The sequence below is a fragment of the Halorhabdus utahensis DSM 12940 genome, from assembly GCF_000023945.1.
Classification (GTDB): domain Archaea; phylum Halobacteriota; class Halobacteria; order Halobacteriales; family Haloarculaceae; genus Halorhabdus; species Halorhabdus utahensis.
In genome coordinates this window covers 1962538-1981363 of sequence record NC_013158.1, presented here as the reverse complement: position 1 = coordinate 1981363, position 18826 = coordinate 1962538, and the positions used below count along the sequence as shown (strand labels likewise).

Genomic DNA, 18826 nt, shown 5'->3' with positions numbered 1-18826 from the left:
CGCGGAATACTTGTCCGGGGGTTGCCTACGACGAGCCAATGGACGGGCCGCTGTGGACCGAGCGACACGCGCCGACGATCGAGGAGTTGCCACAGCCGGAGGTACGCGACCAGCTCCGGGGTGCACTCGACGATCCGATGAATCTGCTGGTCCACGGTCCGGCGGGTGCCGGCAAGACCGCCGCAGTCCGGGCGTTCGCCCGCGAGGCCCACGCCGACGTTGAGGCCGACCTCGTGGTGATCAACGTCGCGGACTTCTTCGACCTGACGAAGAAGGAACTCGCCGAAGACCCCCGATTCGAGCGGTTTATTACGCCCAAACGCCGCCGGGAATCCTCGAAGGCCGACCTCATCAATCACGTTCTCAAGGAGGCTGCGAGTTACACGCCGGTCTCGGGATCGTACAAGACGATCCTGCTGGACAACGCCGAGCGGATGCGCGAGGACTTCCAGCAGGCGCTGCGCCGGGTCATGGAGCAGTACTACGAGGCGACGCAGTTCGCCATCGCCACCCGCCAATCCTCGACGCTGATCCCACCGATCCGTTCGCGGTGTTTCCCCGTGACGGTCCGCGCGCCGACCCACGACGAGACCGAGGCCGTCCTCCGCCGGATCGTCGAGGCCGAAGACGCCGACTACGACGACGAGGGGCTGGAATACGTCGCGGGCTACGCCGGCGGTGACCTCCGGAAGGCGATCCTCGGTGCCCAGACGACCTACGAGCAAGCGGGCGAGATCACGATGAACGCGGCCTACGAGTCCCTCGGCGAGGTCCGGACCGACGAGCAGGTGGCGGCGATGCTGTCCGCCGCCGAGGAAGGGGACGTGACCGACGCACGGTCGACGCTCGACGACCTGCTGGTCGACGAGGGTCACAGCGGCGTCGAAGTGCTCGAAGCGATCCTCAGAGTGGGTCGCTCACGATACGCCGGGGATCGATTGGCCCGGCTCCACGACCTGGCCGGGGAGATCGACCGCGACCTCGCGGCGGGCACCGACGACCGCGTGCACCTCTCGCACCTGCTCGCCGAACTCGCCGCCGGGACGTGAGCGATCGACCAGGGAACGGTCGGCCCGGCACGGAACGGCGGGACGGCCAACGAGGAACCGGACTCTTCGAAATCCTTATACACGCTTGTAGGGGACATATGAACAACGAACCATGGACATCGAAATCATCGAAGAGGAGGACAATCCGATGTTGCATCGGACCGACGTCCGATTCGAGGTCGTCCACGAGGAGGCGACGCCGTCGCGGCTCTCTATCCGGGACTCGCTGGCTGCAATGCTCAACAAGGACGCCGCGGAAGTCGTCGTGCACGAACTCGATACGACCTTCGGCATGCGCAAGACCGTCGGCTACGCGAAGGTGTACGACGACCCGGAGTTCGCGCGTGAGGTCGAACAGGACCACATGCTCGAACGCAACAAGATCGTGGCTGAGGACGGCGAGTCCGAGGCAGAGGAGGCCTGAAATGGCGCGTCACGAGCTCTACAACGACGACGGAACCACCGACCGTGAACTGTGCCCGCGGTGTGGCGACGCGTTCCTTGCCCAGCACGGTGACCGCACGCACTGCGGCCGGTGTAGCTACACCGAGTGGGAGTAAGCGCCCACACGGCGCATGCGGATTCTCGGCATCGAAGGCACGGCGTGGGCGGCGAGTGCCGCCGTCTACGAACGGACGGACAGCGGTGAATCCGTCGTTATCGAGACTGACGCCTACGAACCCGACAGCGGCGGGATTCACCCGCGGGAAGCCGCCGAGCACATGCGCGAGGCGATCCCGCAGGTCGTCGAACGGGCACTCGACATCGCCCGCGAGCAGGCTGCCGACGCGGGCGAAGACCCCGACGAATCGCCGGTCGACGCCGTCGCTTTCTCACGCGGTCCGGGACTGGGGCCCTGTCTGCGGATCGTCGCCACGGCCGCCAGGGCACTGGCACAGCGGCTGGACGTCCCGCTGGTCGGCGTCAATCACATGGTTGCGCATCTGGAGATCGGCCGTCATCGCTCGGGCTTTTCCGCGCCGGTGTGTCTGAACGCCTCCGGCGCGAACGCCCACATTCTGGGGTATCGAAACGGGCGGTATCGCGTCCTCGGGGAGACGATGGACACCGGCGTCGGCAACGCCATCGACAAGTTCACCCGCCACCTCGGGTGGTCCCATCCCGGCGGGCCGAAGGTCGAAAAGCGGGCAAAAGACGGCGAGTACATCGACCTGCCCTACGTCGTCAAGGGGATGGACTTCTCCTTTTCGGGAATCATGAGCGCCGCCAAGCAAGCGATTGACGATGGGGAGGCAGTAGAGGACGTCTGCTACTCGCTCCAGGAGAACATCTTCGCGATGCTGACGGAAGTCGCGGAGCGGGCCCTCTCCCTGACCGACGCCGACGAACTCGTCCTCGGCGGGGGTGTCGGGCAGAACGAGCGCCTCAGAGAGATGCTCGGCAAGATGTGCGACCAGCGCGGGGCTGATTTTTACGCGCCCGAACCCAGATTTCTCCGGGACAACGCGGGGATGATCGCCGTCCTCGGCGCGAAGATGTACGACGCGGGCGACACGATTCCGATCGAGGACTCACGCGTCCGGCCGGACTTCCGGCCCGACGAGGTTGACGTGACCTGGCGATCCGACGAGGCCGTCGGTTCGTGGGGCGGGTCGAGCGACGACGGGACGGTCGGTGCCCGGGACGGAGCGGGAGCCGACGATGCCGTCCAGGGGGCCGAAGCGACCGTCACCGTCGAGGACGGCCGGGTCAGGAAGGAGCGCCAGCCACGGACCTACCGCCATCCGACGCTCGACGAGCGCCTCCGGACCGAGCGAACGCGCGAAGAAGCCCGACTCACGAGCGAAGCGCGCCGCGTCGGCGTCCCGACGCCGGTCGTCCACGACGTCGACCCGCAGGAAGGCGTCCTGGTCTTCGAGCGCGTGGGCGAGCGGGATCTCCGTGAGGCCCTGACACTCGATCGGGTCCGGGACGTCGGGCGACACCTGGCGACGATCCACGACGCGGGGTTCGTCCACGGCGATCCGACGACGCGAAATGTCAGAGTTTCAGAAGATCGCACTCACCTCATCGACTTCGGCCTGGGCTACTACACCGGCCACGCCGAGGATCACGCGATGGACCTCCACGTCTTCGCCCAGTCGCTGGCTGGAACCGCTGACGACCCCGAGGCACTGCGATCGGCCGCCGAGGACGCCTATCGCGAGACGGCAGACGAAGGCGGGGCGGTGCTGGATCGTCTCCGCGAGATCGAGGGACGCGGCCGGTATCAGTGAGTCCGGCAGACTCCCGAACTCTCAACGGAAAATTTTTCATTCATTATCAGATATTGATAGTATGTCAAAAACTCCTGTCGAGGAGAACTTCGTCACCAGGATTATCCTCGGTCTCGTCGTGATTTATGCGATGATGATCGTGGGTGGTGCGGTCGGTGGTTCCATGTCCTCCGTAAATAGATACGCCGTATGGCTCGGATTCGTAGTTGGTGCCATCTTCGTCTTCGGTATTTTTACTGTCGCCTACTACCAATACAGTCAATCATACGACTCCGAATGAGACGGGTTGAGCAAACCGAATTCGAAGTGCACCCAGGACTCTTCTCACAAACCCACGTCGTTGACGGAACGTCTTGACCTATTGTGGTGGCAAAACTCGTCTCCGAGCGACTCAAGTACCGCCGTTGCCCTACGTAGGGTGTGTCCCAGCAGGTTACGCAGGTCGATACGCTGTTCCTCCACGAGGACGGCGAGGACTTTCAGGTGGTCGTCCAGCGCGACGGCGAGCGCGTCCTCGACGGTCGCCTGGAGGTCAAAGAGACCGAAGCAGGTCCACGCCCGGCCCGACTCCGGATCAAGCGGGGCAGCCAGGAGGACCTCCGCAGCCCCGACCAGTTCGTGGAACTCGCCCGCCGAGCGGGGCGGATTCGCGTCTCCGAGCAGACCTCCGCCCGCGGTCGCCGCGTCGTCCGCGAGCTACTCGACGCCTATCAACTGGAGGCGAAGGTCGTCCGGACCTGCCGCTTTTGCGCGTCGGCTGGCAAATACTCGCCGATCACGAGCGAGACGGCGATCGACGCCGACGGCGAGGACATCTGCCCGTCGTGTGCGATCACGGAACTCGAACGCGAACTCGCCTACCACGGCGACGTGACCGGGACGGCCCGTGATCGGCTGGAAGAACTCTTATTGGATGTCCAGGACCTCGAACGCATCGTCAATCTCCTCTCGGGCGAACTCGACCCGGAACTCACGAAGTTCGACGAGATCAGCGCCACGGTCGAGGACATCGATCTGGTGCCGACGGACTCCCTTTCGTTGCACCCGGGAATGCAGCAGAAACTGGAGGGGCAGTTCGACGAACTCCTGCCCGTCCAGAGCCTCGCCGTCGAGAACGGCGTCACCGACGGGCAGGACCAGCTCGTGGTCTCGGCGACCGCAACCGGGAAAACGCTGATCGGCGAGATGGCCGGTATCGATCGGGTACTCAACGGGAAAGGCAAGATGCTGTTTCTGGTCCCGCTGGTGGCACTGGCCAACCAGAAATACCAGGACTTCCAGGCTGAGTACGGCGATATCGCCGACGTGAGCCTCCGGGTCGGATCGAGCCGAATCCGCGGAGACGGCGGTGGGTTCGATCCCAGCGCCGACATCATCGTCGGGACCTACGAAGGGATCGACCACGCGCTGCGGGTCGGTCACGACCTCGGGGACATCGGGACCGTCGTCATCGACGAGGTCCACACCCTCGGCGAGGGCGAGCGGGGCCACCGGCTGGACGGGCTCATCTCGCGGCTGAAATACTACTGCGAATCGGGTGGGAAGACGGCAGCCCGCTCGAATCGCTCCGGCGGACGGGGCGGGTCAGCTTCGAGTTCTCAGTCGGGCGACACCCAGTGGATCTACCTTTCGGCGACCGTGGGCAACCCGGGGTCGCTCGCGGACTCGCTATCGGCCAAGCTCATCGAGTTCGAGGAGCGCCCGGTCCCGATCGAGCGTCACGTCACCTTCGCCGACGACTACGAGAAGGTCGACATCGAGAACAAGCTCGCCAAACGGGCCTTCGACACGAAATCCTCGAAGGGGTATCGCGGCCAGACGATCATCTTCACCAACTCCCGGCGGCGGTGTCACGAGATCTCCCGCCGGCTCGAGTACTCCTCAGCCCCCTACCACGCCGGCCTGGACAACAAGCGCCGCGGTGAAGTCGAGTCGCTGTTCGCCGACCAGGAACTGGCGGCGGTCGTGACCACGGCAGCGCTGGCAGCGGGCGTGGACTTCCCGGCCTCCCAGGTCATCTTCGATTCGCTGGCGATGGGCATCGAGTGGCTCACGGTCCAGGAGTTCTCACAGATGCTCGGGCGGGCTGGCCGGCCCGATTACCACGACAAGGGGACGGTGTATCTGCTGGTCGAACCCGATGGCGTCTATCACAACAGCCAGGAGATGACCGAGGACGAGGTCGCGTTCAAGCTGCTGAAAGGCGAGATGGAACCGGTCACGAATCGCTACGACGAGAGCGCGGCCGTCGAGGAGACGCTGGCGAACATCGTGGTCGGCGGGAGTGCTGCCAAGCGCCTCAACGACCGGATGCTCGGGGAAGTGCCGACCAAGCACGCCATCGGCAAGTTGCTGGAGTACGAGTTCATCGACGGACTGGAACCGACGCCGCTGGGCCGGGCCGTCACACGGCACTTCCTCTCGCCCGACCGGGCGTTCCTGTTGCTCGACGGGATTCGCAAGGGAAGGGATCCGTTCGACATCGTCGCCGAGGTCGAGTTCGCCGACGAGGAGTTGTAGCGGATATGGCACTGTCTCAGAGAGCGCCGAGCTCGTCCAGATACCCGTAGACTTCCACGAGAAAGTCCCGATATCGTCCCAGGTCCTGAAGCGCGTCGTAGACGATGTCCTGATCGAGTACGTCGCCGTATTCGTGAGCCAGGATGTTCCGGAACATGGCGGCCTCCGCCATCGACTCGGCCGTGTCGTCGGTCAGGACGTCGAGTCCGCCGAGTCGCCGCATCGTGGCGGCGTTGGATCCGGGCGCGTTCCCGTCGAGGTCACGGACCAGCATCCGCGCGACGTCGATGCAGGCCTGGCTCGCCTTTTCGAAGCGACGTTCAACCACGTCGCGCGTTTCGGGGTTCTCACGGAACGACTCCCGGGTAACCGACTGGTTCGCCGCCAGGATCTCCAGACACGTCTCGACGTATTCGGCCTTCTCGACGATCGTCTCCACTCGCTCGGGGTCGTGAGGGTTCGACACGTCTCACCCTCCCGTCTCGACGATCCGGTCGAGGGTTTCGATCGTCTGGTCGAACCGCTCGCGCAACGTCTGCTCGGATCGTCGGTCCGCGACGCGTTCGGCGAACCGTTCCCGTAGCCGCTCGATTCGGCCGGCGGTGCCGATGAGGACCGTCCCGTGGGTCAACGCTGCACGACCGACGCGTGGGTCGATATCCTCGACGAGGGACACGTCGAGGTCGTTGCGATCCAGCGCAACCGAGAGATCCGCGAGCAACGAGAGCAACGCATCCCCGCGTTCGTCGACCGTCGATTCGAACTCGACGACGACGTCGACGTCACTGGCCGGATCAGCCTGCCCGGTCACCTGCGAACCGAACAGGACAGCCAGCCGGACGGGATGGTCGGCCAGCACCTCACGGAGACGGGCAGAATCTATCTGCTCGGCGTCTCTCGGCTCGGCCGGACCGTCCCCGTGGTCGAACCGTTCTCCCATTGCCATCGTCTTGGCCAGCCGACGACAAACGTGTTGTGGTGGCCAGGGTCTGCTGGTAGCGATGGGGCGCACTTTGTGGGCCAGCCGTGGAAGCCTGGCGCGCCAGACCCCATACGCATCATCGCCGTGGTGGAGTTGTCAGCGGAGGAACTGTCGCAGTCATTTTCCCGCCGGCCGACCGGGTGATGGACGTGCGAAGTGGGATCCCGGGATGATCCTCGTCTTCGCGATCATTCTGAGGGCACTCGTGTTGTTTGCCACCGAGGCCGTCCCCGTGGACGTCACGGCCATCGGGATCATGCTCGCGCTGCTGGTCGTCGAGCCCATCTCGACGATGCTCGTCGACTGGGGACTGCTCGCCACGCCAGTGTACGTCCTGGGGTGGCGGGCAGCGAGGTGACGGCCGTCGAGGAGACGCTGGCGAACGTCGTCGTCGGCGGGAGTGCCGCCAAGCGCCTCAACGACCGGATGCTCGGCGAGGTGCCGACCAAGCACGCCATCGGCAAGCTGCTGGAGTACGAGTTCATCGACGGACTGGAACCGACGCCACTGGGTCGGGCCGTGACGCGACACTTCCTCTCGCCCGATCGGGCGTTCCTGTTGCTCGATGGCATTCGGAAGGGGAGAAATCCGTTCGACATCGTCGCGGAAGTCGAGTTCGCTGACGAGGAACTCTGAGGGGGCGGCGTGTCCGATGAGAGCGGGGCCGGATGTCGATCAAAAGTTCAGACATAAAAGCTTTTGCGACCGACAGAGCAAGACTCAAACAATCCCCTCCATGCACAACCGAGTCCGGATCGGTGCCGTCCTCGCGGTCCTCGTCGGGATGAACGTCCTGTTCGTGGTGGCGATCCTGTGGGCGTACGGCGTCCTGCTGCCCGGGGTCGTCGCGGGCGCGGTCGTCTACGCGCGTCACGGAACCGTGAGCTTCGACCTCCTCCAGCTCCCGGTCTCGTGGTCGACGGTGGCCGTCCTCGTGGCTGGCTTTCTCGGCGCACAGTTGTACTACGGCTACCGCCGCGTCCTCGAACAGACACGGACCGGACGCGACGACGGCGATCACGTTGTCGCACGGATCGTCCGCCGGCTGGCGATGACGGCCGACGTGCCCGAACCCAGCGTGCGAGTCCTCGACGCCGAGGAGCCCAGTTGCTATACCGTGGGTCGGTTCACCGACGCGACGATCGTGGTATCGACCGGGCTGATCGAGCAACTCGACGCCGACGAACTCACGGCTGTGCTCGCCCACGAGGTGGCACACGTCGCCAACCGGGACGTGACACTGATGACGGTCACGACGCTGTTTCTGGAGATCGCCGATCGCGCGTATCGATCGGCACGGCTCGCACGCCGGGCGATCCAGTCGCCCGGGGACGTCTCGTTCCGGGGAAAGATCGCCCTCTATTGGTTTCTCCCGCTGGTCACGCTGACCTACGTCTTCGTCGCGCCACTCCTGTGGGTGTTCCCGACCGTCGCCGACTGGGCGACGCGAACGCTTTCACACGCCCGGGAGTTCGCCGCCGATGCCGCGGCAGCGCACATCACCGGTCGGCCACTGGCGCTGGCAACCGCGCTCTCGACGCTGTCGGCGTCGGGCCGGACTACGCCGGAGACGGATCTCCGAACGACCACGATGCAGGCACTCTCGGTCATTCCGTCGCCGCTGATCGCCGACCGGGTGGCTCGATCGATTCCGACGCCCGATCGACCGCCGGCGGGAGATCGACGCGACCGGCTGCGGACGTGGCTCGACGGAGAAACGCCGTCGGGCGTCCCGAAGGGGGACCAGCGCAGCGCCGGAACCGACAGACGCACACACCCACCAGTTGCGGAGCGGATTCGGCGACTACAGGAGTTGGCTGCCGATGCAGAACTGGAGGGTAGTGTATGACGGACACGCGTCGTGCGGTGTTCGCGCTGGGTACCGTCGTCTGCCTGATCGTGGTCGCCAGCGCGCTTCCGGCCGCAGATCCACGACTCGACCCGCCTGGATCGCAAGGCGAAGATGTTGTCCCAGGGGAATGGGATTCGGGCGACGAGCGATCGGACATCCCAACCGAGTCGACGAACCAGTCCACCTCGACGGAGCAGGCAGATAGCGAGGCGGACGACGAGGAACAAATCGATATTCTCGACTCACCTGTTCCGGGAACCCAGATGACCGTCAAGACCGAAAGTAGCGGATCCACGCGGACGGACAACGTCACCGTCGACGGTGAGGTTGTTGGCGAAACCAGCCGGCACGGAAAGGTCGAGGTCGAGGTGCCCTTCGAGGAGTCGATGACAATTTCCGTCGAGGGCAAAGACGTGAACCGTACTGTCGACATCGAAACGGATGCGACGATCCACAAGCGGTCGGCGGCAGCGCCGGCTCGCAATCTCTCGATCACCGCCGCTGTCGCGACGGAGCCACTCGTCGGCGCGCCAGTACGTGTCGACGATGAAGTGGTCACGTGGACCGATGACGACGGGGACGCGGCGGTCCCGTTACCCGACTCGCCGGGTCCGGTCGAAATCAGTGTCGTGCGGCGTGCAGTCAGGGCTGAACGAACCGTCTCGGTCACGGAACCAACGGTCGATTTTGCCACACCCGTGTTGTTCCCCGGGTTCCCCGCTCCGGTGGTCGTTTCGGCCGACGGCGAGCCTATCGAAAACGCAACCGTCCAGATCGGCGGTTCCGTAGCCGGAACGACCGACAGAAGCGGTCGGACGACGGTCTGGCTGCCGATCGAAGATTCAGCCACCGTGACGGCGACAGTCGGTGCGGCATCGGCAACGGCAACGGTCGGCAACCTCTATTTCCGGCTTGCAGCCGTTGTCGTTGTGGTTCCCGGGCTCATCATCGGCGGCGTCCTGTCGTATCTCAAACTCGTCGCACTCCGCAAGCGGCGTCGGGCCAAGGGGTTCGTCAAAGTCTTTGTCGGATTTGGCACTGTACTCGCAGGACTCTCCGGTTCCGCTGGCCGTCTGTGGGGCTTGTTGGGCAACTGGCGTCCCTCCGTCCCGGCGATTTCACGCCCGTCGCTGTCCGGTTTCGGCGAGGGGTGGCAGTTCCCTGCCGTCGGGGCGACGTTCACGGCAGCGTCCCTGGGCGGGATCACGGCGACACTGTCGTCGTTTGGGTCGCTTCGAAGAGTCGTCAGTGGCTCGCCGGATCGTACGGGAACCGAGCGGTCGCCGAGCAGTCGGATCGTCGAATGGCTCAGTGACGACGAGACCAACACAGTCGACGACGATGCAGACGAAGCGACGGCAGGCACGGACGAGCCACCCCCCTCGCTCACCCCAAGAGAGGAGATCCGCGCAGCGTGGCACAGTTTCCTGGATCGGCTCGACATACGAAGGCGCGAGACGGTAACGCCCGGGACGGTCGCACGTCGGGCCATCAGGACCGGGTTCCCGGTCGACAGCGTCCGGCGACTCCTGGGGATTGTCCGTGCGGTCGAGTACGGTGGTCGGGAGCCCTCACCGGAGCGCGTCACCAGCGCCCGGGCGCTCGCTGAGGAGTTGATCGCCTTCGAGACAGAGCAGGGCGACGACCAACCCCGTGCGGACGGCGACTCAGACGAGGTGAGTGACGAATGAGTGCGCTCAGGGCGCTGGCCGGAGGCGTCAGTCACCTCCGGGCGCGGATTGGCGACCCCGAGCGCGCTGGCGTCGCGGTCGTCCTCGCTGGCGGGACGGCGGCTGTCCTGACGCTACTCATCGGTGGCTACGTCTCGCTGTCCGGATCCATCTTCAGCGTGTTACACCTGCTTGCGGTGTTGCTACCGGTGGTCGGCGGGATCCTCGTCCTCGTGTCGGCTGGATGGGGGCTGCGGCGGCGTTTGAATTACGGAACCGTCGATCCCCTCGTCGACGGTGACCCACCGGAACGGGGGAGTATTCGATCGATCCGGGACATACAGGCCGACGACCCGATCGAAGCGAGCGCGACCGACCGGTATCGCTGTCAGCGTGACGACCGTACGAGAGAGGTCCGCCAGCGCTTGCTCGACGGGGCGGTCCGGACGTTGGTTGCGCGAGGGGGACTTGGCAGGGCGGCCGCCAGAGACGCGATCCAGACGGGCGAGTGGACTGACGACCGGGTTGCGGCCGCGTTTCTCTCGCCGGCGGTGTCCCAGCCCCTTGCCGAACAACTGCGCCGGATGGTCGATCCAGGGGCAGCCTACACGCATCGGGTCCGACGGACACTCGCCGCGATCGAAACGATCGGGACGGAGACGCCAGCGGACGCAGCACAGACCGCTGGCACGGCGGAGACGGACGAATCGCCCGCAATGGCGTCGGTTCAGGAGGGTCCGCGATGACCGATCGCACGGTCGACCGGATCAATCGGTCAGACGGCGCGATTGTCACGACGTTTCTGGTCGCCGGCATCGGATTCGTCGCCGGGAGTCCATTCCTGATCGTCGCCGCGACGGTCCCGCTTTGGTATGCCGCCGCGAGCGTCATCGGCACCCGGGAAGACGCGGAAATTCGCGCCCACCGTGAGATGGTCCGCAATGGCGACGGTTGCGATAGCGACGGGACGGCGACACGCGAGGAGCCGCTCACCGGTGATCCGGGTGACGTCGTTGCCGTCCGGACGACCGTCGAGAACGTCGGCTCGGAGCCGATCGTCGACCTTCGGCTCGTCGATGGCGTGCCAGCGGAACTCCCTGTCGTCGATGGAACGCCACGGGCCTGCGTGAGTCTCGACGCCGGCGAGACCGTGACGATCGAGTACGACATGGAGCTCCATCGCGGCGAGCATACGTTCGAGGCGGTGGATGTCCGGACGCGGGATCTCACTGGAACTGTCGTCGAGACCTGGAACGTTGCGGCGACCGGCGCGGAGGCGCTCAGCTGTCTGCCACCCATCGAAACCGTCCCGCTTCGCGGTGGCGCAAACGATTTCGCCGGCACGGTCCCGACTGACGACGGCGGGAGTGGCGTCGAGTTTTATTCTGTGCGAGACTACGAACCGGGCGACGCCATCGGCTCGATCGACTGGCGTCGCTACGCCCGGACGCGGGATCTGACGACCGTCGAGTATCGTGCCGAGCGGGCGACCCGGATCGTCTGTCTCGTCGACGTCCGACACAATCAGTTCCGCGGGGCCTCTCAGGATCGGCTCGCCGCCGCCGAGTTATCCGCAGACGCTGCGGAGCGAACCTTCGAGACGCTCGTCGAGGCCGGTCATCCGACCGGCGTCGTCGCCGTCGGCGATGACAACCACTCCTCGGTCCCGCCGGGGACTGACCCGGGGACCCGGGAGGCCGCCACGACGTTGCTCGAAGCGGCGCGATCGAGCAAGCGTCTCACGAACGTTCCATTCTGGCACTTTGGCATGTCAAAAGATCCGTTCACGAAGATCGAAACCACGCTGCCCGGCGAAGCCCAACTCTACCTGTTCTCGTCGTTCGTCGACGACAGGCCGGTCGAGTTAATCGAACGGTTACGGACCCAGGGGTACACCGTTCGCGTCGTCTCCCCGGACCCGATAGCCGACGACAGCACCGAAGGTCGTTTCGAGGCGCTCGTTCGTCGGACCCGACTCGCCCGTGCCAGGTCGGCCGGGGCCCGGGTCGTCGACTGGGACCGCACGCGACCGCTCGGCATCGTGCTCCGCAACACGATCGGGACGGTGACGACACGATGACGACACGAGACAAGCGCGTTCCGGACACGATCAGCACGGCCGTCGTGATCGCCGGGGTCGCCGGCGTCCTCTCGCTCGGCATCCATGACCCGATCGCCGTGTCCGGCATGTTCGTCGGCCTCGGACTCGTCGTCGGGACGGCCAGACTCACGGGTTCGTACTGGCGGGTCTGGCTCGCCACCGGCCTGTGTGCTGGCATCGCCGGTATCGGCGTCGGACTGATCGGCCTTCGACTCGCTCGGGTCGGGACGACGGCCGGGATCCTGGCAGCGGTGACGACGGTGATCGGGATCGGGCTCGGCCTACTCGCGATCGCCGGGCGGACGGAAAGAACGATCGAGCGAGGTGGCGTCGCCGCGATGTACGGCTCGCTCGCCGCGTTCGGCTGGGCGATCGGGCTACTCGCGGTCGAGGCGGTCGGTGGCGTCGGCGCGGCGTTATCCGGGCTGGTGTGGATCGGCGGGACAGGCAGTCTCGGGCTTCGCGTCTCGCTCGTCCTCGCCGCAGTCGCCGTCGGCGCTGCGGTGTTCGCACTCCCACCCGCCGCTATCACCCGCCCGGAGAACATCGGCACGTATCGGACCGTCAGACGAGGGTTCGTGGTCGGACTCGGGATCGCCACTGTGGTCCTTGCCGGCGCGATGTCTGTCGGTCGATACGTCCAGGAGATAGAGACAGTCGTCGACCTCCTCGCCGGGTCCGCCGTCGTGCGCGTCCCCCTCGCAGTCACGATCGCTGCCGGGGCTGGCCTGGCTGTCTTCGCCGCGGTGGTCCGCGAACTGTGGATGCGGGCGAGCGAGCCGTACAACGCCGCCGTCCCGATGCTGTCCGGCGCCCTGGTCGGTATCGGTGGTTTCGTGCTCGTCGCGTTCGGCCTCGGTACCGGGATCGAGGACGTGATCGTCGTCCTGTTCGGGACGGCCGTCGTGCTGGGCATCGGGGGTAGTTTCACGTGGGCCAGCGGTATCGAACTCGCCGACGATGGGACCGGCGCAACGCTCACCGCCGGCGCGACTCACACTGTTTCGATCGCGCTGGCCGTCGGCGCGATCGTGACCGGCGCAGGCGTCGAACTCCAGGCCGGCCTCGGCGTCGGCTCCGTACTCGACGGCGTGTCGGCACTCGCGCTGTTCGCCATGGCCGCGTTCGTGACCGACGTCGGCCACTACGGCCGGCACCTCGGCTGGGAAATCGGTCGTGACGGGGCCAGTCCCCTCCCGCAGTTCGTTCGCGTGGGCTGGAGTGTGGCAGTCGCCGCCGCCGGGTTCGGCATCGGGGTCCTCGGGTTCGTCGTCGCGACGCTGTTCGCACCCGTCCTCTCGGCCCCGGCGATGCTGGCCGTGGTTCTCGCGCTCGGGGCGATCCTGCTCGGAAGCTGGCTACTGTTCGCCTGATGAACGGGCCCTCGGAAGCTGGCTACTGTTCGGCGGGGGGCTCCTCCATCGCCGGCACCGAGACGCGATCGAGGACCGACTCGACGATGGAGCGTCGGGAAACGCCTTCGACGCTCGCCTCCGGCGTCAGGACGAGGCGATGGGCGAGGACGGGCGGCGCGATCCGGCGAACGTCGTCGGGGACGACGAACTCCCGGCCGTCGATGACGGCCCGGGCGCGAGCGGCTTCGAACAGTCGCTGGACACCCCGCGGGGAGACGCCGACCTCGACACGTCCGTCCGTCCGGGTCGCCCGGCAGAGGTCGGCGATGTAATCCCGCACCGGATCCTCGACGGTGATCGTCTCTGGTTCCTGCTGGAAGTCAAGGACGTCCGTTCGGTCCGCGACGCGCTCGACCGTCGGATCCGGGTGATCCCGATCCGCGCGGCGGTCGATCAACTCGCGGGTCCCGTCGGCGTCAGGGTAGCCAAGCGAGGTCTTGATCATGAAGCGGTCGCGCTGGGCCTCGGGGAGTTCGAAGGTCCCCTCCTGTTCGACGGGGTTCTGGGTCGCGATGACGACGAACGGCTCCGGGAGGGCGTGGGTTTCGCCGTCGACCGTCACCTGGCCCTCCGCCATCGCCTCCAGCAGCGCCGACTGTGTCTTCGGTGGCGCGCGGTTGATCTCGTCGGCGAGGACGACGTTGCCGAACACGGGGCCCGGAGTGAAGTGGAACTCTTCTGTGCCCTCCTGGAAGATGTACGACCCAGTGATGTCGGACGGCATCAGATCCGGCGTGAACTGGATCCGGGAGAACTCAAGGCCCAGCGCCGTCGCGAACGACCGCGCTGTCAGTGTCTTGCCGGTCCCGGGCACGTCTTCTAAGAGGATGTGTCCACGAGCCAGGATCCCGGCCGTGATCTCTTCGAGGACCGTCGGGTCGGCGATGACGGCCGAGCGGATCTCGTCGATGACCGCCTGGACCGTCTCTGCGGTGTCGGGGACTGCCATGCGTGTGTCGCCTCGCCACGACGACATAAAGTTCCTGATTGCGAACAGGATCTGACGTCGCTGTCTCGACATCCCGGCGATTGCGGACGCCAACCCGGTGTGGGATCAGAACTGAGGTCGTCGGCAGATGGATTTTTGTCCACCGACGACTGTGTGACGGACGTGCTAGGTGGGCTAGATCCCGGGATGGTGATCGTCTTCGCGATCATCCTCGCTGCACTCGTGTTGTTCGCCACGGAGGCCGTCCCGGTCGACGTCACCGCCATCGGGATCATGATCGCACTGCTGGTCGTCGAACCCGTCTCGACGATGCTCGTCGAGTGGGGCGTCCTCGAGTCGGCCGTGTACGTCCTGCGCGCGCCGGGCAGCGAGGTGACGGCCGTCGAGCGCGGGCTCTCAGGATTCGCCAGCGTCGCGACGATCACCGTGCTGGCGATGTTCATCCTCAGCGCCGGCGTCCGACGGACCGGCGTGATCCAGATCCTCGGCCGGAAAGTCGGGGCGTTCACCGGCGAGGACGAAACCCGCCAGTTGGGCGCGACCGTCGGGATCGTCAGCCCGATCTCGGGGTTCATCAACAACACCGCCGCGGTCGCCATCCTCCTGCCGATGGTGACTGATCTCGCCGAGAAAGGCAAGACCTCGCCCTCGAAGCTCCTCCTGCCGCTGTCGTATGCCTCGATGTTCGGCGGGACGCTCACGCTGATCGGGACCTCGACGAACATCCTCGCCAGCGACCTCTCGGCCCGGCTGGGCCGCGATCTCGGCATTCCGGAGCTTCACGCCTTCTCGATGTTCGAGTTTACCCACCTCGGCGTGATCATGATGGCCGTCGGGCTGGTGTATCTCATGACGATCGGGCGACAACTCGTCCCAGCCCGGATCAAACCCGCCGAGGACCTCACCAGCGAGTACGACATGGCCGAATACCTGACCGAGGTCGTCGTCCGCGATGATTCGCCGGTCGTCGGCCAGCGCGTCGGTGAGGCCCTCGAGGGCACGGACTTCGATGTCGACGTCGTCCAGTTGATCCGGGAGGACGCGGTCTTTCTGGAGCCACTGGGCCAGAAGGTGATCCAGGCCGGCGACGTCTTCGCGCTCCGGACCGATCGGGACACCCTCGTGGAGCTCATGGACGTCGACGGGTTCGACCTGCTGGGCGACGTGGCCGTCACTGACACCGAATTGGAGGCCCCCGAGGAAGGCCACAACCTGGTCGAGGTCGTCGTCGCCCCCGGATCGTTCCTGGTCGGCGAAACGCTCGCGAGCGCGAACTTCCGGCAACGCTACGACACGACCGTGCTCGCCCTGCGCCGCGGCGGGGCCGTCATCCGCGACCGGATGGATCGAACGCGACTCCGGGTCGGCGACACCCTGCTCGTCCAGGGGGCGACCGACAGCATCGACCGCCTCAACAACAACCGCAACTTCATCGTCGCCCAGGAGGTCGACCGACCCGACTACCGCGAGTCGAAGATCCCCGTCGCCATCGGGATCGTCGCCGCCGTCGTCGGCCTGGCGGCACTGACCCCGATCAACATCGCCGTGGCGGCGCTGGCTGGCGCGCTCGGGATGGTACTCACCGGCTGTCTGAAACCCGCCGAGATGTACGATGCCGTCGAGTGGGACGTCATCTTCTTGCTCGCGGGCGTCATTCCCCTCGGGATCGCCCTGGAGGTGACCGGCGGCGCGGCGCTGCTCGCCGACGGGATCGTCGCCGTTGCCCCCTCGCTGCCGCCCATCGTCGTCCTCGGGTTGATGTACGTCGTGACGGCACTGCTGACAAACATCATTTCGAACAACGCGAGCGTGGTGTTGATGATCCCCGTCGCCGTCGAGGCGGCCGTCGCGCTCGGAGCCAATCCCTTCTCGTTCGTGCTCTCGGTGACCTTCGCCGCCTCGACGGCGTTCATGACACCCATCGGCTACCAGACGAACCTCTTCGTCTACGGGCCCGGCGGCTACGAGTTCATGGACTACGTCAAGGCCGGTGCGCCCCTGCAAGCGATCTTCGCCGTCGTCACGACGCTCGGCATCGCCCTTTTCTGGGGACTGTAACGTCGATGGAGGATGTCAAAAGGGGAATGGTGGATTACAACGGAATCGGGAGGCAACGACGCCAGTGTGTATGGATATCTATATAGTATTCATAGTAACCAGTAAGGGAAATCACTCCTGAAAGTTCCCCCGATGCCCTCCAGTACTCGGCGAACGTTTCTCGGTAGTGCGAGTGCAGCGCTGGCGATCCTCAGTGGCTGTCTCACACAGGCGTCATCCTCGGACCCGGCTCACTGGGTGACTGTCTATCTGGGTGAACGCGAGAAGAGCCACGACGTCAGCGTGACGATCCGAAGTGAGAGCAAGGACATCCTCTTCGAGAAGGAGTACCGTCTCTCGGATAGCAACGAAGCCGACGAGAACGTCCCGTTTTCGCCATCGACCGATCCCGAGACAGTCATCGTGTCCGTCGATGGAACCCGGTTCGAACGTGACTGGCCCGGCTTTGAGCAAGCCGAGTTGCCCTGCGATGACCCGAATCGCGCGGGCATCGAGCTATGGGTCGAGAACGGGACCGACGGCTCGCCCGGAATCCGAATGGAAGCGGGTTGTCAACACGTGACGATGGATTGATGGGATCCACAGACAACTCAGTCCGCTACCTGTTACGAGCGCTCGAGATGAGCAGGTCAGAATGCCGCGATGATCACGGCGGGGACGAACGCGACCTCCAGCACCGAGAGCAAGATCACGACGATCGCGCCGGGCAAGCCCCCGATGGCGACGATCAAGAGTACCAGCGGTGAGATCGCCACCTCCAGTCCGAAGGCCATCTCGGCGACGAAGAACACGACGAGGCCGATCACCGCGTTCCAGACGAACGGTTTGATCGCCTTGACGATCCAGTACGCGCCGAAGACGACGCCGAGGACGATCAACAGCGCCGTGACTTCGATACCTGTTACCATACCTGTACATCTTGCCGTGGGTGTATGTGCTTTCCGGCCAGTGAGATCGGGAGAGGGATTGAACGGGGTGACTGTCGGTGGAAACAACGTGAAAGCCCCGGACCATTCGAGTCAGGAGGGTCACCCCCTTCAGCCCACTCGTGTCTCCTGGTCGGGCAGCTGATGTGGGTGAGGCTTTCACGCTGTCTCCAGTGGTCTCGACTCTGGCAATATTTCGAACGAAACGCTTTACCTCGCGTCGTCGTAAGAGGTTCATACGGGACCGTGGGGTAGCTTGGTATCCTTGCGGCCTTGGGTGCCGTTGACCTCGGTTCAAATCCGAGCGGTCCCATACCACCTTTTTACGGCGTCGGGTGCGCCTGCGGCGCACCACTCCTTGTAAAAACGTGGGCGAAAAACGTCCTGCTCGCGAGCCGACGGCTCGCTCGCAGTGAAACGCGCTCGCTTCACTCGCGCGTACGCTCAACTAATCCAGTCGTCAACGCCCTCGTCACAAGTCATGGCCTTCACCGTCTAGGCGTAAGGGTTCGAAGCGTTCCTCTCCGAGAAGTCGATCGCATCTTTCTCGCCGCCGGAGAGCCCAACCTGCCGGTCGACGTTTCACGTTCGGCGCGTTCGGCCTGATCGAGCAGCCACTCCGGTACGTCGTCGGTGAACGTGACCGTTTTCAATCGAGCGTCGTCGTCGGGACAGATGTGGTCGGGGTGGTCCTCACGGTAGCTGTCGGGGACAGTTTTGCTTCCAAATTCAACCTGTGGTATTTACGGTTTATACTTTAATTATTTTAATATATAAATATATGAAATAAATTAGTTAGTTAATTATTAGTCACGGTTTCCCCATATATTCATATCTCGTCCGGTCGAAAAGGGATCGATGATAGAATGATTATTGACCGATATATTGAGAACTTTTTCGAGAAGACCGGCCTATCACAAGATATCAAGGATTTCAGAGAAAAAATACGCAATATTATGATTGATTCGGGGAAAATACCCTCACTAAATAAGCCAACAACTGAACTCAAAAGAGAAATCAAACAATCACGAGAGGACGCGATGGCTTCTTGGCAGACGGAGATTGGA

17 protein-coding genes, 1 tRNA gene and 1 pseudogene are annotated in these 18826 nt (G+C 64.8%); 15 read left to right on the top strand and 4 right to left on the bottom strand.

Annotated features, from left to right (window positions below; all coding sequences use genetic code 11):
- Positions 1–38 precede the first annotated feature (38 nt).
- The 6 genes from HUTA_RS09575 (at position 39) to HUTA_RS09550 (ending at position 5806) form a co-directional block, all read left to right on the top strand.
- Positions 39–1049 carry an AAA family ATPase gene (locus HUTA_RS09575; RefSeq protein WP_015789696.1) on the top strand — a complete coding sequence of 337 codons (1011 nt, stop codon included), beginning with the start codon at positions 39–41 and terminating at the stop codon, positions 1047–1049.
- A 112-nt stretch (positions 1050–1161) separates the two neighbouring features.
- Positions 1162–1473 (top strand): 30S ribosomal protein S24e, encoded by a 312-nt coding sequence (locus HUTA_RS09570; protein ID WP_015789695.1) that lies wholly within the window; start codon positions 1162–1164, stop codon positions 1471–1473.
- Position 1474: 1 nt separating this feature from the next.
- Complete coding sequence (locus HUTA_RS09565; protein ID WP_015789694.1) at positions 1475–1609, top strand: 30S ribosomal protein S27ae; 135 nt, start codon at positions 1475–1477, stop codon at positions 1607–1609.
- A 15-nt stretch (positions 1610–1624) separates the two neighbouring features.
- Complete coding sequence (locus HUTA_RS09560) at positions 1625–3286, top strand: bifunctional N(6)-L-threonylcarbamoyladenine synthase/serine/threonine protein kinase (RefSeq protein ID WP_015789693.1); 1662 nt, start codon at positions 1625–1627, stop codon at positions 3284–3286.
- A 61-nt stretch (positions 3287–3347) separates the two neighbouring features.
- A complete protein-coding gene (locus tag HUTA_RS09555; RefSeq protein WP_015789692.1) occupies positions 3348–3566 on the top strand; it encodes a hypothetical protein in 219 nt (72 codons plus the stop codon).
- 140 nt (positions 3567–3706) lie between these two features.
- Complete coding sequence (locus HUTA_RS09550) at positions 3707–5806, top strand: DEAD/DEAH box helicase (RefSeq protein WP_015789691.1); 2100 nt, start codon at positions 3707–3709, stop codon at positions 5804–5806.
- 16 nt (positions 5807–5822) lie between these two features.
- Here the strand turns inward: HUTA_RS09550 and hepT are convergent, their stop codons facing one another.
- Together hepT and HUTA_RS09540 are read right to left on the bottom strand one after the other, a co-directional pair.
- Positions 5823–6272 carry a type VII toxin-antitoxin system HepT family RNase toxin gene (gene hepT / locus HUTA_RS09545; protein WP_015789690.1) on the bottom strand — a complete coding sequence of 150 codons (450 nt, stop codon included), beginning with the start codon at positions 6270–6272 and terminating at the stop codon, positions 5823–5825.
- A gap of 3 nt (positions 6273–6275) precedes the next feature.
- Positions 6276–6746: a nucleotidyltransferase domain-containing protein gene (locus tag HUTA_RS09540; RefSeq protein WP_049941293.1), complete on the bottom strand. Its 471-nt coding sequence runs from the start codon at positions 6744–6746 to the stop codon at positions 6276–6278.
- Positions 6747–6957: 211 nt separating this feature from the next.
- On the opposite strand from HUTA_RS09540, the pseudogene HUTA_RS16125 reads away from it, so the two are divergent.
- The 6 genes and pseudogenes from HUTA_RS16125 to HUTA_RS09505 all read left to right on the top strand — a co-directional run bounded on the left by HUTA_RS16125 (position 6958) and on the right by HUTA_RS09505 (position 13784).
- Positions 6958–7424 (top strand): annotated as a pseudogene (locus HUTA_RS16125) (hypothetical protein).
- Between the two features lie 100 nt (positions 7425–7524).
- Entirely contained in the window at positions 7525–8637 is a 1113-nt protein-coding gene (locus HUTA_RS09525) for a M48 family metalloprotease (protein WP_015789687.1), read from the top strand.
- Positions 8634–10331, top strand: a complete 1698-nt coding sequence (locus HUTA_RS09520; RefSeq protein WP_015789686.1) for a DUF4129 domain-containing protein — start codon at positions 8634–8636, stop codon at positions 10329–10331. The genes HUTA_RS09525 and HUTA_RS09520 overlap by 4 nt, the downstream gene beginning before the upstream one ends.
- The gene (locus HUTA_RS09515) at positions 10328–11056 is read left to right on the top strand and encodes a DUF7269 family protein (protein ID WP_015789685.1); all 729 of its coding nucleotides are present in this window, start codon (positions 10328–10330) and stop codon (positions 11054–11056) included. The genes HUTA_RS09520 and HUTA_RS09515 overlap by 4 nt, the downstream gene beginning before the upstream one ends.
- Positions 11053–12390, top strand: a complete 1338-nt coding sequence (locus tag HUTA_RS09510) for a DUF58 domain-containing protein (RefSeq protein ID WP_015789684.1) — start codon at positions 11053–11055, stop codon at positions 12388–12390. The genes HUTA_RS09515 and HUTA_RS09510 overlap by 4 nt, the downstream gene beginning before the upstream one ends.
- Positions 12387–13784 carry a hypothetical protein gene (locus HUTA_RS09505; RefSeq protein ID WP_015789683.1) on the top strand — a complete coding sequence of 466 codons (1398 nt, stop codon included), beginning with the start codon at positions 12387–12389 and terminating at the stop codon, positions 13782–13784. Before HUTA_RS09510 ends, HUTA_RS09505 begins: the two co-directional genes overlap by 4 nt.
- A gap of 22 nt (positions 13785–13806) precedes the next feature.
- Here the strand turns inward: HUTA_RS09505 and HUTA_RS09500 are convergent, their stop codons facing one another.
- Positions 13807–14775 carry an AAA family ATPase gene (locus tag HUTA_RS09500; protein WP_015789682.1) on the bottom strand — a complete coding sequence of 323 codons (969 nt, stop codon included), beginning with the start codon at positions 14773–14775 and terminating at the stop codon, positions 13807–13809.
- A gap of 186 nt (positions 14776–14961) precedes the next feature.
- On the opposite strand from HUTA_RS09500, the gene HUTA_RS09495 reads away from it, so the two are divergent.
- Entirely contained in the window at positions 14962–16833 is a 1872-nt protein-coding gene (locus HUTA_RS09495; protein ID WP_015789681.1) for an SLC13 family permease, read from the top strand.
- Between the two features lie 132 nt (positions 16834–16965).
- Entirely contained in the window at positions 16966–17406 is a 441-nt protein-coding gene (locus tag HUTA_RS09490) for a hypothetical protein (RefSeq protein ID WP_015789680.1), read from the top strand.
- Between the two features lie 56 nt (positions 17407–17462).
- Here the strand turns inward: HUTA_RS09490 and HUTA_RS09485 are convergent, their stop codons facing one another.
- Positions 17463–17741: a pro-sigmaK processing inhibitor BofA family protein gene (locus HUTA_RS09485; RefSeq protein WP_015789679.1), complete on the bottom strand. Its 279-nt coding sequence runs from the start codon at positions 17739–17741 to the stop codon at positions 17463–17465.
- A 258-nt stretch (positions 17742–17999) separates the two neighbouring features.
- On the opposite strand from HUTA_RS09485, the gene HUTA_RS09480 reads away from it, so the two are divergent.
- Positions 18000–18072: transfer RNA gene (locus HUTA_RS09480), tRNA-Pro, on the top strand.
- Positions 18073–18826: the final 754 nt, after the last annotated feature.